The following is a 14,529-nucleotide window of genomic DNA, read 5'->3' on the forward strand; positions in this document are numbered from 1 at the left end:
AATTTGATCACCCGTTTTTGTTATAAGCCTGTTGTGCTCCGAGCGTCATACACGAAAACACAGAACTGACTTTATGATGACTCAGCGTCCTGCTGCGTTGGATTACACCTTGGCAGGCAAAATATGGTCCGTTGGTAGTAGTCGATTACGACCATCCCCAACCCCTTATTTCACCTTGAATTCGCCAACCATGCCCTTGTTTTCAAGCCCTTCCGCATAAAACTCAAAGGTGCCGGGCTTGATCGGCACAAAGAAAATTTCAGCCTCAGACTCCTCCTCGAACTCCAGCTCGGTGAGCGTCATAGCCTTGATCTCCATATCCCCGGCTTCCACCTTGCGCAGGAAGATGGAGGTGAAGAAATCCGGCGCCTGTATGGCGTACTCTTTCAGCCCGCTGGAGATTATCTTCAGGCTGTAAGCCTTACCGGTCTCCATCTCATAGCTTTTCTGCGACATGGCGTAGTCGCTCTGCTCGTTACCCAGCACCAGATCAGGCAACGCCTGTGGTCGGGTGGTGAGATCTCCCTCTGCGAATACGGGGAACGATATGGAGGCGACCAGCAGTGACATCGCCGCCCTGTATTTCATGGACATTGGGTTATCTCCATTAGCATTTTGTTGTTATCGAGATCCCTTTCCATGCTAGAGCCCCTGCCGGGACGCAAAATGCTACTTGAGTACTATTTGATTGCGACCTTTCGCATATTTTCCGCCATAGCCGCCCTGACTAAGCTGAAGTAGCCGATAACAAAAACAACCGGACACTATGCTGAAGAAGACAATGCTGGGGCTGTTAGTCACTGCCCTGCTACCCATTATTCCCGCTCCCGCCTTCGCCCAAGGCGAACAGGCACTCGATATCCGAGTGGCCTATATCGGCCAGATCATCGACCGCGGCCCGGTACTCTCCAACCTGATCCCCGAACCTGAGGATGCGGGCTTACAGGGGGCGCGCCTGGCGATCACGGATAGCAACAGCACCGGGCGGTTCCTCAAACACCATTACCGTCTGGACGAGATCGAGAGCGACGATCCTTCTACGCTTATCACCGATAGCCGAGCCCTCTATGACGAGGGCGCAAGGTTGTTCGTATTGAATACCTCGGCCGACACCCTGGCCGCGCTTAGTTCGTCCCTGCCGGAGGATGCCCTGTTGATCAATAGCGGCAGCTATGACGATGATCTGCGCAGCGAGCAGTGTCTGTCCGGCATGCTACACACCCTGCCCTCGCGCGCCATGCTGGCGGATGCTCTGGCGCAGTGGTTGATCATGCGGCGCTGGAATCGCTGGATGCTGATCAGCGGCAACACCGACGACGACAGGGCATTCGCGCAATCGATCAAACGCGCGGCAAAACGCTTCGGTGGCAAGATCGTGGCGGAGAAAGCCTGGAGCTTCGATACCGACCTGCGCCGCACAGCACAGAAGGAGCTCCCCCCGTTCACCTCCGGCACCGAATACGATGTGGTTGTGGTCGCGGACGAGCGCGGCGATTTCGGCGAGTACCTGCCCTACAACACCGGCCTGCCTCGCCCGGTGGTTGGCACCCAGGGGCTCATGCCAACAGCCTGGCACAAGATGATCGAGGCCTGGGGTGCTGCACAGCTGCACAGCCGCTTCGAGAAGCAGACCGGACGCTGGATGAACGAGAAGGATTACGCCAGCTGGGCCGGTGTCCGCGTCTTCGCCGAAGCGGTCACCCGTACCGGCAGTACCGATGCTGCCGCCCTGCGCGACTTCATCCTCTCCGACCAGTTCGAACTGGCGGCTTTCAAGGGCCGCAAGCTGAACTTCAGGAGCTGGAGCGGCCAGTTGCGCCAGCCCATCGCACTGGTCCATCCCCGTGCCCTGGTCTCCAGTTCGCCCCAGGAGGGGTTCCTCCACCCCGTCACCGACCTCGACACACTAGGCTTCGATGCGCCGGAAAGCCGGTGCCGCGTCATCGCGCAATAGCCGCCGAATAATCGAAGGATAATGCCATGAAGTACGTTAAGCTGATCCCAACCCTCCTGGTATCCGCCCTCGCCGTTGCTGGCACCACTCAGGCCGCCACGGCTTACATCTCCAATGAGAAGGACGACACTCTCTCGGTGCTGGATCTGGATACCTGGAAGGTGACCGAGACCATCGACGTGGGCGAGCGTCCCCGCGGTATTGCCCTGTCCAAGGACGGCAGCAAGCTGTACATCTGTGCCAGCGACTCCGACACCGTGCAGGTGATGGATCTGGCCACACGAAAAATCATCGCCAATCTGCCCTCCGGGGCCGATCCCGAACAGTTCTCGCTGCACCCGGACAACCGCAAGCTGTATATCTCCAACGAGGATGACGCCCTGGTCACCGTGGTCGATACCGAGTCGCACGAAGTACTGGCACAGATAGAGGTTGGTGTTGAGCCCGAGGGGATGGCGGTGAGCCCGGACGGTCGCTGGGTCGTCAACACCAGCGAAACCACCAATATGCTGCACTGGATCGACACCCAGACCCATGAACTGGTAGACAACACCCTGGTCGATCAGCGCCCCCGCCATGTGGAGTTCCGCGAGGATGGCAAGCTGCTCTGGGCCTCTGCCGAGATTGGCGGCACCGTCTCGGTGGTCGATGTGGAAACGCGGAAGATCATCAAGAAGCTGAGCTTCGAGATCAAGGGTATCCATCCCGACAAGATACAACCGGTGGGTATCAAGCTGTCCGCTGATGGCCGCTACGCCTTCGTTGCGCTGGGCCCGGCCAACCATGTGGCGGTAGTGGACGCGAAAACCTACGAGGTACTTGACTACCTGCTGGTGGGCCGTCGCGTCTGGCATATGGAGTTCACACCGGATAGACAGTACCTGTTAACCACCAACGGCATCAGCGGCGATGTATCGGTGATCGATGTCGCAGACCTCAAGGTCACGCGCTCGATCAAGGTCGGCCGCTACCCCTGGGGAGTGGTCACCACCCCCTGATGGCTGGCAACCTATTACAGACAGGGTCGGCTCAGGGCCCAGGCGCAGTGCCAAAGCCACAGTCCACTCAGATGGGAGGCGTCGTGTCGTCAACTACGCTGGAATTAGAGTCCGTTTCGCACAGCTACGGTAACCGGGTGGCGCTGGATAACGTCAGCATCAAACTGCGCCCGGGTCAGTTCAATGCACTGCTCGGCCCCAATGGCGCGGGCAAGTCCACGCTGTTCGCGCTGCTCACCCGGCTCTACCGGTTGCAGCAGGGGGAGATTCTGTTCGATGGCGCGTCGATCAACCGCCAGCCCCGGCAGTTTCTGTCCCGCATGGGGGTGGTGTTCCAGCAGAGCACGCTGGACCTGGACCTGACAGTACTGCAGAACCTGGAGTATCACGGCGCGCTGCACGGGCTATCCGGGCGTGCCATCCGCGCCCGAGCGGCGCAGGAACTCGAGTGGCTGGGGCTCGCGGACCGGCTCGGTGACAAGGTTCGCTCATTGAACGGGGGCCACCGGCGCCGGGTCGAGATCGCCAGAGCCCTGCTTCACCAACCGTCGATTCTGCTCCTCGACGAAGCCAGCGCCGGCCTTGACGTCGCTTCACGGCAGGCAATCAATCGCGCGGTTCGCGATCTGTGTCGCCAACGCGGACTGACTGTCCTCTGGGCGACCCACCTGCTTGAAGAGGTCAAGCCAGAAGATCCGGTAATCATTCTGCACAAGGGCAGGGTTTTGGCCGATGGCCAAGGCCAAGCACTCTGTACGGACACCGGAGACACCTCGCTGGGTGATCTGTTCGAGCGGCTTACCGAAAACGGGGTACCGGCGGTATGACAGCTATCCAATACCTGCACGCGTTCAATGGTGTCGTCAAACGAGAGTTCTGGCGCTTTATCCAGCAACGCAGCCGTTTTCTCAGTGCCCTGGTGCGCCCGCTACTCTGGCTGGTCGTGTTCGCCGCCGGTTTTCGCGCCGCATTGGGCGTGGCGATCATTCCGCCCTACGAGACCTACATCACCTATGAAACCTATATTGCACCGGGCCTGTGCTGCATGATCCTGCTGTTCAACGGCATGCAGAGTTCGCTGTCGATGGTTTACGATCGCGAGATGGGCAGTATGAAGGTGCTGTTGATGAGCCCGGTACCACGCAGCTGGCTGCTGATCAGCAAACTGCTGGCGATTGCACTGATCTCGCTGCTGCAGGTCTATGCGTTTCTCGGCATCGCCTGGATCGCCGGAGTAGAACCGCCGCTACTGGGTATGATCACGGTACTGCCGGCTCTGGTGCTGGTCGCCCTGCTACTCGGTGCCATCGGGCTGTTCCTCTCCGCCCGTATCCGTCAGTTGGAAAATTTCGCCGGGGTAATGAATTTTGTCATCTTTCCGATGTTTTTCCTCTCCTCCGCGCTCTATCCCCTATGGAAGATGCGTGAGTCCAGCGAATGGCTGTACTGGATCTGCCAGTACAACCCGTTCACCCATGCGGTAGAGCTGGTCAGGTTCGCGCTCTACCAACAGGTCAACCTGGAAGCACTGGCAATCACCCTTGGCTGCACCACCCTGTTCACGCTGCTGGCGATCCTCAGCTTCAACCCGGAGCGCAATACGCGCACAGTACCGGCACGCGGCTGATCAGCGCGCGATTTTGCCTCTGCTCCAGGAGGTAATGGCGGCCACAAACGCATATCCGGCGCAGATGATAAACGCGATCTGCAGCGCCTTCATCAGCGCCGGATACTGTTCAGGTGCTATCTGCGCATTTCCGATCAACAGGTTGAATAGGAACACGACCACCGTCATCCCCAACATATTGCCAAGGCTGCGGGATATATTGAGTATGGCCGATGCTATGCCCAGGCGTTCAGGCGCCACCGACGACAATGCGGCGTTATTGTTCGGCGACGAGAACAAGCCAAAGCCCAGTCCCATCAGCAGCAGTGTAGCGCCCACCCAAAGCAGAGAACTGTCAGTATCCAACAGTGATAGGCTGACGAAACCGGCGCCGAACAGAATACAGCCGATGGTGGCCGAGATCCGTGGGTCTGACCTATCGGATACCCGCCCGGCTAACGGGGCCACAACTACCATCACCAGTGCCTGCAGCAGCATCAGCTGCCCCGCCTCGGCAGGAGACAGCGCTTGAATGTACTGCAAGTAAAGACTGAGCATGAACTGCAACGGATAGTTCGCGCTGTACATCAGGAAACTGGACTGGATAGAGCGAAAGAATACCCGGTTGGCCACCATGCGCCGTATCCGGATCAACGGCCAGGGCGAGCGCTCCTGCTGGTATATGAACAGCACCAACATCACGCCCCCCCCTAATGCCAGCAGCATACCGGTAGCACTCGGCAGCTCCGATATTCCGATGAACAGCGAACTCGCGGCCAGTGCAAATATGATGCTACCGACCCAGTCCAGCCTTTCTTCGGCGTTGCGTGACGACTCCCGAACGAAGCCTCCCACCATTGCTACGGTAACCACCGTCAATGGCAATGGGGCGATAAAAACGGCACGCCAGCCCCATAACTCTGTCAGCCACCCCCCGATCAACGGGCCACAGGTCAGGCCCAGATAGACGGAGCTGGAAGTAATCCCAAGTGCAGTACCCCGCCCGCTGTCCGCAAATGTTTTACTGACGATCGCCATCGCCGGGCCGAAAATCATCGCGCCGGAGATCCCCTGGGCGAGCCGTATCGCCAGCAAAGGCCGTATATCGTCGATCATCAGCACCAGCAGCGAGCTGATGGCATAAAGCAGCACGCCGGCGATGAAGATCCGCTTGTGGCCCAGAATATCGGCGATCCGACCGGATGGCAGTTGCAGCGCGATCGCCCCGAGCAGATTCATCGTCGGTACCCAGCTGACCAGTACGGCATCGGCCTCCAGTTCCGATGCGATAGCGGGTAGAGCCACATTGACCGCTGACAGGCTCATCGGCATCAAGAAGGTCGCCACGCAGATGCTGAGCAGAGTAAGCCAGCGCAGCGACTCCGGCACAGATGCAGCGTCAGCGTATTGGTTGGTCATGACCTGAGGGCTCCACGGAATGAGGTCCGTATTCTATCGCTAATCAGACAAAAACTGTAATCGTCATTACCAAACCATCTACACTGCTGCCTCACCGGCACGAGCACGATGAAAGTGAAAGAGGGAGCGTTATATATCCGGGTAAAAGAGAATTATTCATTCGCCGCTCATGTTCCACGATCGTCTGTTAACGAAGACTATACTCAGCTTAGACAGATCGATAACCTGAGCGGTTGAGATCGACGCGTTGTGATCCAAGATCGCTAAGCAGGCAACCACGGCATCCCGGTACTCGTTTAAGCATTTGAAGCTGCATACCGGGGTCCGCTGCCGGGAGTGCGCAATGAATGCCAAAAGCCCCAACCACATAGACTCCCTGCCGACTGATAACGGATTGAAGGCACCAAGATTGACGTTATCGGAACTAAGAGAGCAAAACAGACTCTTCAGCGGCAGTGGCGGCGTAAGCGAAGAAAACCGTGCCCTTGGCTTTCGCCCGGCCTTCTACGATTTTGAAACGGGCGAGATCCACCTCTCCCGCTTCGCCAATGGTAAAGAGGCACCGATGCACCTGCTCGACGGGTTACCCGATCAGCTTGTTGCCGCGCGGCAGAAAAGTGGCCGAGTCACCGAGGTCAAACCCGGCGTCATCACCGGTTTCGTTCTGCACGGTCAGTTCTACACGCGGGAACAGGCCGCGCGCGCCACCCAGCAGATGCTCAATCGAGCCGATCTGCTCAGTCACCCGGAACAGCACAATCAACTACTGGATATTTGGGAGCAGTTCGTCGTCGCGCAAAGCTATCCGCCAAACCTGATGAGGCCCGTGGTGGAAGAGTCCTGGCGTCGCTGTCAGGAGGCAAACGTCGACCCGCTGATCCATCATGCGCCATTGAGCGACCAGGGGCAGTTCGAACGCAGACAGATCGAAAACCGTGAACTGCTGGATGCCGCCCAGCCCGTCCTCAAACGTGCCGGCGAGCTGCTATACAAGAGCGATAGCCTGCTTCTGCTCGCGGATCGTGACGGCTTGGTGCTTCACACTGAAGCGGATGCCGAAGTGCTGAACAGTGCCGCCAAGGTGAATCTGATCGCCGGCGGTTTATGGGGTGAAGGCACGGTGGGAACCAACTCCATCGGCACCGCGCTTCAAGCCCGGGAGCCGGTTCAGCTCTACGGTGCGGAACACTTCTGCTACGGCATTAAACACTGGACCTGTTCCGCTGATGTCGTCCGCGATCCACACGATGGCAGCGTAATTGGTGCAGTTGATCTATCGGGATTGACCGACACCTACCAGCACGATGCGCTCGAGTTCGCCATTACCGTCGCCCGCATGATTGAATCGAATCTGGTTAAGGGTTATTTCCAGGTCCGCCAGGCGGTTCTCGATGCAACCCGTTCCATGTTCAATCAATGGCAGTCTGAAGGGTTATTGGCGTTCGATCGCCGCGGCCGGCTGGTCAAGGCGAACCGTATGGCATTCCAACATGTCCGTGATATGGATCCCGGATTTCAGCTGACACCGCAGACCCGTATCGATGCACTGGATATGGATGCCCCGGCCCAGAGTCGCGACTCGTTACCGAGCTGGCTGAGTAGCAATATCCACTACCCGATACAAGTACGCGGCGAAACTATCGGCACGCTCGTGGTACTCGCGGCAGCACACTGAGGAGGTCAGACCCATTGCCCTAGCCGGCCAGGTCCTTTTTCATCAACACCCAGTCCCCGCCATAGGGGCATCCGGGATACTCAATGATAGGCCGTGAGTCTATATCCTGATAACCCAGCTGCAGATACAGATGACGTGCCCGTTTATTGGCGGATGCCACAATAAGCGATGCCTCGGTACAACCCTGCAACTGCCCCATCTCCTGAGCCTCCAGCATCAGCATCCGCGCGACACCCTGCCCCCTGGCAGCGTCGTAGGTTGCGACCGCGTTGATATACAAGGTACCCGGCGCCAATGCTTCCAGTTGGATCAATGGGCGGACGATCTCGGGATACTCATTCAGTTCGCCGACCACATAAGGGTTGGGTAGTCGATACGCGACGATCATGCCGAGGACACTGCCTCGATCACGGCAGACAAGCGCATTACGGTAGCTGAAGCCGCCCTCCTCCCGGCCAGCCCGCGACGCACCAATCTCCAGCGCTGCCTGTCCGGGCTCAGCTAACTGGCTCCAAAGATATTGCGGCATCCCCTCGCCGGCAATATCGATCAGATAGGCCAGATCATCAGCATCGCTCTTAAGGGCACGTTCTACCTCCATACCACCTCCTGTTTCATAGCCCGGACACGCCCCGTGTCTCGAGCAAAACGTAACGCAGTGTTGGAAGTATAGATGCAAGCGTCAGAGGAACAGGTCCCGACGCCGTTTGGGGTTTTTGAAGCTGGCCAGCAGCAGGATGAAAGAGACAGTCACCCAAGCCAGCGCGATAACGACAAGCGCCTCCGCCATGGTGACGCCAAAAGGCAGTACCGGTGTATAGCCGCAGGGTTCCCAGGGCTCGAATACACTGGGCAACCATTGGTCCAGCGGCAACCAGGCGGGATATTGCGGGTCCATGGTGCAGCTGTCGATCACGGTGCCTCGCTCAACACCGAGTGTTATCCAGCTGCTTCGCAACAGTCCGAATGACAGTCCCAAGGATGCCAGGTGAGCCAGGATTGCGATCGGCCCGCCCAACACCATCATCAGCAGGGCAACGGCACCGAGCCCCGCTATCCAGGCTCGAATATGCACGCACAATACGCAAGGCCCGTAATCGAGCACATATTGATAGTAGAGGGCCGTTCCCTCCAACAACAAACACGCGATCAATACGAGAAACCAATAAACACGGCTGCGAGCGATGGCGGCGAGTGCGTTCAACATATATTTTCCCAACTGATTCAATGGGGTGCAGTTCGTCGTTAACGCATCCGATTATTGCGCGATATGAATAATCTGCAACCCCAAATGCAAAATCAGGGAAAAATAGTGTTACCCCTCCGGCAGCGGCGGTCTACCGGAAGAATACGGGATCAATTGGCGATCATGCCATGAGACTCATGCTCCATCAGGCGCATGAAGGTCGTCTTATCGATCTCTAACAGCTCCGAGTGATCGCCACTCTCCATGTAACAGACCTGCTCGTCAGCAAGTCGGTCATCCCAAATCATTTTCATGTTGTAGGCGATCCCAAGAGAGGGAACGGCCCCGGCTTCGCAATCGCGAAACAGCAGGCGCACATCCCGCTGCGTTGCCGGCTCAAGCAGGCGATTCATGGTATGGTTGACCGCCGCCACATTAACCTGACGATCGGAGGGTACCAGCGCCATGACAAAGCCCTCCTCATCCTTCAACACCACCCCCTTGGCCACTCGCTGAGCGGGCACCCTGGCTGCAAACGCCGAGGTCATTGCCGTCTCCGTATAGGGGTGATGCCGCAGGTGATACGGGATATGCTGCCGCTCGAGATAGTTCTGCACAGTTGATGAAATAGACATTTTTCCGTCCTCCATCCCGCGTTAATCGATGCACTCCTGATAATCCAGTTCAGTACTTTGCACGCTCAGTCATAGCGTGACATCCTTAGTCTCTCCAGTAGATATGCGCACACTCCCTGAGCGGCAAACTCTCTGGCGACACCTATCTAAGGATAGATGGTGATTCAGCAGCCCGCATTTGCCGAACGATTGATCTTTATTAAGCTGGACGCTCACCCGGATGAGACTTTTTCTACGCCTTGGATGGTTCTTTCGCGATCATAAAGCGACCTACACCGCCGCACTGCTGATGCTGACCGTGGTGGCAGCGTTGAATATGATCATCCCCTGGCTGGTGGCCCAGGCCGTCGACCGGCTGGTCGCCACACCCGATCAACCCGAGCGTACCTACACCCTGCTGATCCTGCTTGCGGCAGGAGCACTGATCATCTACCTGATGCGTGTAGGCTGGCGCCTCATGCTGTTCGGCACCTCCTACCGTTTGGGCCATCATTTACGCAAGGCGTTTTACGCCCGTCTAGCGGCCCAGGGACAGGCGTTCTATTCTCGCCACAACACCGGCGATCTGATGGCCCGTGCGACCAACGATATCGATGCCATCGAGGTGGCCGCCGGTGAGGGGATTCTGTCCGGCTTCGATGGTGCACTGACCTTCGTGCTGGTGCTGGTGATGATGTTCGCCGTGATCGACTGGCGCCTGACGCTGGTCGCGTTGATCCCTTTCCCGTTGATGGGCTACTACTTTTATCGGATTTCCAATCGCATCCATCATCAATTTCACGATGCCCTTGAAGCCTTTTCCGGCCTCAATGACATGACTCAGGAGTCGATGACCGGTATCCGCCTGATCCGCTCCATGGGGCTTGAGGAGGTGCAGAGCAACGAGTTCAACCTGCTGTCCAACCGCGCCGCCGACATCAACTACCAGGTCGCACGAAGCGAGGCGATGTATGAGCCAGTGGTATTCCTCAGCCTTGCGGGTGCCATGCTGCTAACCCTGAGCTACGGCGCCTGGCTGATCGTTCACACAGAACTCAGTGTCGGTGAGCTAACCGGCTTTACCCTCTACCTGGTGCAACTGATCTGGCCCATGTTCGCCTTTGGCTGGCTGCTCAATATTGTAGAGCGCGGCAGCGCCGCACTGAAAAGAGTTGAGAACCTGCTCGAAACCCCTGACAGCGTGCCGGATAACGGCAGTCTTACACCACAGTCGGTGCAGATAAGCGTGGACAATCTCAGTTTTCACCACCTTGAGGAGCAGACAGAGACGCTCAGCCAGATCGGTTTCGACCTTGGCGCCGGGCAGCGCCTGGGGATAGCGGGACCGACGGGCGCTGGGAAAACCACGCTGATCCAACTGCTGATGCGATACTGGGAGTTGGACGATACACAGATGATCCTGCTCGACGGCCAGCCACTCCGTGCCTATCGACTCGAGATGTTACGTCGCGCCTTTGCCTATGTACCTCAGGATCCGTTCCTGTTCAGCCTCAGCGTCGGCGAGAATATTGCGCTGTACCGACCCGACGCGACAATGGATGAGATCCGCCGAGCAGCATCTCTCGCCGCTATCGGCGACGAGATCGAGCACTTCCCGGAGGGCTATGACACCCCGGTCGGTGAGCGCGGCATTGCGCTTTCCGGCGGGCAGCGCCAGCGACTGGCGATCGCCCGCGCGATCCTGACCCAGGCACCGGTACTGATTCTCGACGACGCCCTGTCCGCCGTCGATTCACGTACCGAGCAGCAGATCCTGCAGCGGCTGCAGCAGGAGATGCGCAACCGAACCACCATCATCATCAGTCACCGCCTCTCCACGCTGCGTCAGTGCGACAACATCCTCGTGCTGGCCCACGGCGAACTGATCGAGTCCGGCCCGCATGATGCGTTGCTATCCAGAGATGGTTGGTACGCGAGGATGTGGACCTATCAGCAGCTGGAGGCGGACTTCGACGATGCAGCAGGATAAGCAGTCAATACAAAGCTCCAGTGCCTTCGGCCTGCTGTTTAGCTACATTGGCCGGGACAAGCCGCTATTGGTGCGTGCAGCCGTGCTACTGATGCTGGCCACCGGTGCCGACGTCGCTGGCCCACTATTAGCCAAGCTGTTTATCGACGACTACCTGATGCAGTCGCGTTTTGCGCCAATGCCTCTGGCGATGATACTGGCGGCTTACCTGTTCACCCAGATCGGATCTGCATGGCTACGCTATCAACAAACGCTGAGGTTTACTGATATCGCCCTCGCCGCCGTGAAGGAGATCCGCCAGCGCGTCTTCAGCCACGTGCTGAAGCTGCCGATCGCCTGGTACGATCGTGCGGCGACCGGACAGTTGGTCAGCCGGATCACTAACGACACCGAAGCGATCAAGGATCTCTATGTCCAGTTTCTGTCCACGGTGTTGACCAACGCCGTGCTGCTGATCGGTATCATCATCGCCATGGCGCTGCTCGACCTCAGGCTGATGGCGATATCCCTGCTGTTGATCCCCGGTGTGATTGGCTTGATCTACCTGTATCAGCGCTTGAGCGGCGCGGCGGTTGCCGCATCACGCCAGCACCGCTCAGAGATCAACAACCTGATCAGTGAGTCCATCGCCGGTATGCCGGTGATCCAGGCTGGCGGTCAGCAGGGTCGGTTTAGCGACTATTTCGAGCAGCTGAACACGCGCTACTATGCCAGCCGAATGCGTACCATCAGGGTGAGCGCCCTGCTGCTGCGGCCGGCAATCGACCTGCTCAGCATCAGCGTATTGATTGCCGTGATCTGGGGATTTGGCCAGGTTCAGGTAGAGGGGGCGATCGAGATCGGCGTACTCTACGCCTACCTCAACTTTCTGGGCCGATTTACCGAGCCCCTTGCCGAGATCACCCAGCGATTCAACCTCTATCAACAGGCGATGGTGGCGGGAGCCAGAGTACAGGCGCTGCTGCAGCAGCCACTGCCCGCTACGGAAGGCGCCGAGCCTTGTATCCCCAGGGGCGGCGTCAGGTTCAGTAACGTCAGCTTCGCTTACCGCGCTGATAAGCCGGTACTCAAGCAGCTCAGCCTGGAGATACCCGCCGGCAGTTTCATCGGCATTGTCGGTCACACCGGCAGCGGCAAAAGCACCCTGCTAAACCTGCTGCTGAACTTTTACCCGGTCAGCGCAGGGACCCTGACGCTCGATGACAGGACGATCGACCAGTACAGCCAGCAAGCGTTGCGGGACGGGATAGCATTGATACCCCAGGAGCCGTTCATCAAGTCGGCATCGCTCAGGGAAAATATCGATATGGGACGCAACCTCCCGCAGCTCCAGATCGAGAAGGCGTTACACGAGGCCGGTCTCGGCGCATTTGTCAGCCAACTGCCGCAGGGACTGGAAACACTGTTGGGCGAACGTGGCACCCGCCTCTCCACCGGACAGAGGCAGCAGCTGGTCATCGCACGGGCATTGGCCGCTACGCCCCGAATTCTGCTGCTGGACGAGGCAACAGCCAACGTGGACAGCGAGACCGAGTCGGTCGTGCAGCAGGCATTGAACAAACTTCATGGCCAGACCACACTGATCGTGGTTGCCCACCGTCTTTCGACCATCCGGCGGGCCGATCGCATCCTGGTGATGCGTCAGGGTGAAGTGGTTGAGCGTGGCACCCATGCTGAACTGATGCAGTCAGAGCACGGCATCTACCGCGGACTGTACCGGCTGCAGTATCAGGCGCAGCAGGTGGAGATGGCCGAGCATCAATAGCTCAGATTCTTTTTCACGTAGGTATCGATCACACGTTGCGTCGATTCGTCCATATTGATGATCTTAAGTCCCAGCGCGGCCTTATCGGCCGAGAGACGGCGCTTGTAGACCACACGGCACTGACTGGTCACTGTATGGTTCTCAAGTTCGAAACTGAGCCCGAACTCTATCGCACCCGTTACCGGAGACTTGGGGAGGTTCACCAGTCGACCACAGCCCTCGATCAGGAAACCGCCCAGGCTCAGGTTCACCATCTCGACCGCGAAACTCTCCTGCTCAAACTGAACTTGCGCCCCCAGGTTTGTTACCACACGGGGATACAGACGTCTTTCATCATGTACCAATGGAGCACCTTCTATACCGAGAACCTTTGCAGATCCGTCTATTATCGCAGATCGGTTGCCACGAAACAGTAATAAATACCATACTGATATCAATGCCCTGTAGAAAAACCAATACTTTGGTACTATATCGCTGCAACGATGGTTCAATTTCGCCGTGACGTGCATAAAGGTGTAATACGGACTATAGCCCCGATAATAAACACCATAAGAGGGATAAAGACGTGTATCGCATATTGATTGCCGATGATCACCCGCTGTTCCGTGAGGCGATCACCAACGTTATCCAGTCAGGCTTCCCAGGCTCGGAGACTATTGAGACCGAGGATCTGGAAACCGCCCTCAAACTGGCCACCGAAGACGAGGATCTCGATCTCGTACTTCTCGACCTGAATATGCCGGGCATGCATGGCCTCAACGGCCTCATCTCGCTGCGTAACGAGTCCCCTACCGTACCGGTCGTCATCGTATCCGCTGAAGACGATAAGCAGATCGTGCTGCAGGCGATCACCTGTGGCGCCGTGGGTTTCATCTCCAAGTCGGCTCCGCGCAAAGAGATGACCGATGCGCTGCAGCAGATCCTCAATGGCAACGTTTACCTGCCCAGCGACATCATCCGCTCCAGTGGCGGTGACAACCGTCGCAACCGGCGTCTTGGCGAGCCACAGATCCCACCCGAGCTGCTCAACTCGCTTACCCGCCGTCAGTTGCTGGTACTGGAGCGCATGGCGCAGGGCGAATCCAACAAACAGATCGCCTACAACCTCAATATTGCCGAAACCACTGTGAAAGCGCATGTCTCGGCGATCCTGCGTAAACTTGGCGTGCACAACCGCGTGCAGGCGATCCTGTCCGCCAGCGATATAGACTTTGCTCACTACCTGAGACGCTAACGCCCCTCCCCGGCTCTCGGCTTAGGCCGGGGGCTACGTCATGCAATCTTCACTCGCTGGATAAGCACTGGTTACGCGCATCGATTGC

The 14,529-nt window shown here is 57.9% G+C and carries 14 protein-coding genes; 8 read left to right on the forward strand and 6 right to left on the reverse strand.

Features of this window, described 5'->3' with window-relative positions:
* Positions 1–165 precede the first annotated feature (165 nt).
* Positions 166–594 carry a cupredoxin domain-containing protein gene (locus IEX40_RS09660; protein WP_229680673.1) on the reverse strand — a complete coding sequence of 143 codons (429 nt, stop codon included), beginning with the start codon at positions 592–594 and terminating at the stop codon, positions 166–168.
* A gap of 172 nt (positions 595–766) precedes the next feature.
* Here IEX40_RS09660 and pedA1 point away from each other — a divergent pair, with 172 nt between their 5' ends.
* The 4 genes from pedA1 to pedC all read left to right on the forward strand — a co-directional run bounded on the left by pedA1 (position 767) and on the right by pedC (position 4,579).
* A complete protein-coding gene (gene pedA1 / locus IEX40_RS09665; protein ID WP_188747642.1) occupies positions 767–1,954 on the forward strand; it encodes a lanthanide ABC transporter ABC transporter substrate-binding protein PedA1 in 1,188 nt (395 codons plus the stop codon).
* Positions 1,955–1,980: 26 nt separating this feature from the next.
* Positions 1,981–2,952, forward strand: a complete 972-nt coding sequence (locus tag IEX40_RS09670) for a YVTN family beta-propeller repeat protein (RefSeq protein ID WP_188747643.1) — start codon at positions 1,981–1,983, stop codon at positions 2,950–2,952.
* Positions 2,953–3,035: 83 nt separating this feature from the next.
* Positions 3,036–3,779, forward strand: coding sequence for a lanthanide ABC transporter ATP-binding protein PedB/LutE (gene pedB, locus IEX40_RS09675; protein WP_229680674.1), 744 nt, complete (start codon positions 3,036–3,038; stop codon positions 3,777–3,779).
* Positions 3,776–4,579: a lanthanide ABC transporter permease protein PedC gene (pedC, locus tag IEX40_RS09680; RefSeq protein ID WP_188747645.1), complete on the forward strand. Its 804-nt coding sequence runs from the start codon at positions 3,776–3,778 to the stop codon at positions 4,577–4,579. Before pedB ends, pedC begins: the two co-directional genes overlap by 4 nt.
* Here the strand turns inward: pedC and IEX40_RS09685 are convergent, their stop codons facing one another.
* Positions 4,580–5,977: an MFS transporter gene (locus IEX40_RS09685; RefSeq protein WP_188747647.1), complete on the reverse strand. Its 1,398-nt coding sequence runs from the start codon at positions 5,975–5,977 to the stop codon at positions 4,580–4,582.
* Between the two features lie 343 nt (positions 5,978–6,320).
* On the opposite strand from IEX40_RS09685, the gene IEX40_RS09690 reads away from it, so the two are divergent.
* The gene (locus tag IEX40_RS09690) at positions 6,321–7,652 is read left to right on the forward strand and encodes a sigma-54-dependent Fis family transcriptional regulator (RefSeq protein ID WP_188747648.1); all 1,332 of its coding nucleotides are present in this window, start codon (positions 6,321–6,323) and stop codon (positions 7,650–7,652) included.
* 19 nt (positions 7,653–7,671) lie between these two features.
* Here IEX40_RS09690 and IEX40_RS09695 read toward each other — a convergent pair whose 3' ends face one another.
* The 3 genes from IEX40_RS09695 to IEX40_RS09705 all read right to left on the reverse strand — a co-directional run bounded on the left by IEX40_RS09695 (position 7,672) and on the right by IEX40_RS09705 (position 9,473).
* Positions 7,672–8,253 (reverse strand): GNAT family N-acetyltransferase, encoded by a 582-nt coding sequence (locus IEX40_RS09695; RefSeq protein WP_188747650.1) that lies wholly within the window; start codon positions 8,251–8,253, stop codon positions 7,672–7,674.
* A gap of 81 nt (positions 8,254–8,334) precedes the next feature.
* Positions 8,335–8,859: a disulfide bond formation protein B gene (locus IEX40_RS09700; protein ID WP_188747652.1), complete on the reverse strand. Its 525-nt coding sequence runs from the start codon at positions 8,857–8,859 to the stop codon at positions 8,335–8,337.
* A 149-nt stretch (positions 8,860–9,008) separates the two neighbouring features.
* Positions 9,009–9,473 carry an aminoacyl-tRNA deacylase gene (locus IEX40_RS09705; RefSeq protein WP_188747654.1) on the reverse strand — a complete coding sequence of 155 codons (465 nt, stop codon included), beginning with the start codon at positions 9,471–9,473 and terminating at the stop codon, positions 9,009–9,011.
* Between the two features lie 220 nt (positions 9,474–9,693).
* On the opposite strand from IEX40_RS09705, the gene IEX40_RS09710 reads away from it, so the two are divergent.
* Positions 9,694–11,442, forward strand: a complete 1,749-nt coding sequence (locus IEX40_RS09710; RefSeq protein WP_188747655.1) for an ABC transporter ATP-binding protein — start codon at positions 9,694–9,696, stop codon at positions 11,440–11,442.
* A complete protein-coding gene (locus IEX40_RS09715; protein WP_188747657.1) occupies positions 11,429–13,207 on the forward strand; it encodes an ABC transporter ATP-binding protein in 1,779 nt (592 codons plus the stop codon). The genes IEX40_RS09710 and IEX40_RS09715 overlap by 14 nt, the downstream gene beginning before the upstream one ends.
* Here IEX40_RS09715 and IEX40_RS09720 read toward each other — a convergent pair.
* Positions 13,201–13,551, reverse strand: coding sequence for a PilZ domain-containing protein (locus IEX40_RS09720; protein WP_188747659.1), 351 nt, complete (start codon positions 13,549–13,551; stop codon positions 13,201–13,203). The genes IEX40_RS09715 and IEX40_RS09720 overlap by 7 nt on opposite strands.
* Before the next feature lie 221 nt (positions 13,552–13,772).
* Between IEX40_RS09720 and IEX40_RS09725 the strand changes: the two genes are divergently transcribed.
* Positions 13,773–14,441 (forward strand): response regulator, encoded by a 669-nt coding sequence (locus IEX40_RS09725; protein WP_188747661.1) that lies wholly within the window; start codon positions 13,773–13,775, stop codon positions 14,439–14,441.
* The last annotated feature ends 88 nt before the right edge of the window (positions 14,442–14,529 follow it).

Source organism: Marinobacterium zhoushanense, assembly GCF_014641945.1.
Taxonomy (GTDB): domain Bacteria; phylum Pseudomonadota; class Gammaproteobacteria; order Pseudomonadales; family Balneatricaceae; genus Marinobacterium_D; species Marinobacterium_D zhoushanense.

What these genes read in the sequence shown, in the direction of transcription:
- IEX40_RS09660 (WP_229680673.1), bottom strand. Translation starts at nt 594, where the DNA reads ATGTCCATGAAATACAGGGCGGCGATGTCACTGCTGGTCGCCTCCATA.
- pedA1 (WP_188747642.1), top strand. Translation starts at nt 767, where the DNA reads ATGCTGAAGAAGACAATGCTGGGGCTGTTAGTCACTGCCCTGCTACCC.
- IEX40_RS09670 (WP_188747643.1), top strand. Translation starts at nt 1,981, where the DNA reads ATGAAGTACGTTAAGCTGATCCCAACCCTCCTGGTATCCGCCCTCGCC.
- pedC (WP_188747645.1), top strand. Translation starts at nt 3,776, where the DNA reads ATGACAGCTATCCAATACCTGCACGCGTTCAATGGTGTCGTCAAACGA.
- IEX40_RS09685 (WP_188747647.1), bottom strand. Translation starts at nt 5,977, where the DNA reads ATGACCAACCAATACGCTGACGCTGCATCTGTGCCGGAGTCGCTGCGC.
- IEX40_RS09690 (WP_188747648.1), top strand. Translation starts at nt 6,321, where the DNA reads ATGAATGCCAAAAGCCCCAACCACATAGACTCCCTGCCGACTGATAAC.
- IEX40_RS09695 (WP_188747650.1), bottom strand. Translation starts at nt 8,253, where the DNA reads ATGGAGGTAGAACGTGCCCTTAAGAGCGATGCTGATGATCTGGCCTAT.
- IEX40_RS09700 (WP_188747652.1), bottom strand. Translation starts at nt 8,859, where the DNA reads ATGTTGAACGCACTCGCCGCCATCGCTCGCAGCCGTGTTTATTGGTTT.
- IEX40_RS09705 (WP_188747654.1), bottom strand. Translation starts at nt 9,473, where the DNA reads ATGTCTATTTCATCAACTGTGCAGAACTATCTCGAGCGGCAGCATATC.
- IEX40_RS09710 (WP_188747655.1), top strand. Translation starts at nt 9,694, where the DNA reads ATGAGACTTTTTCTACGCCTTGGATGGTTCTTTCGCGATCATAAAGCG.
- IEX40_RS09715 (WP_188747657.1), top strand. Translation starts at nt 11,429, where the DNA reads ATGCAGCAGGATAAGCAGTCAATACAAAGCTCCAGTGCCTTCGGCCTG.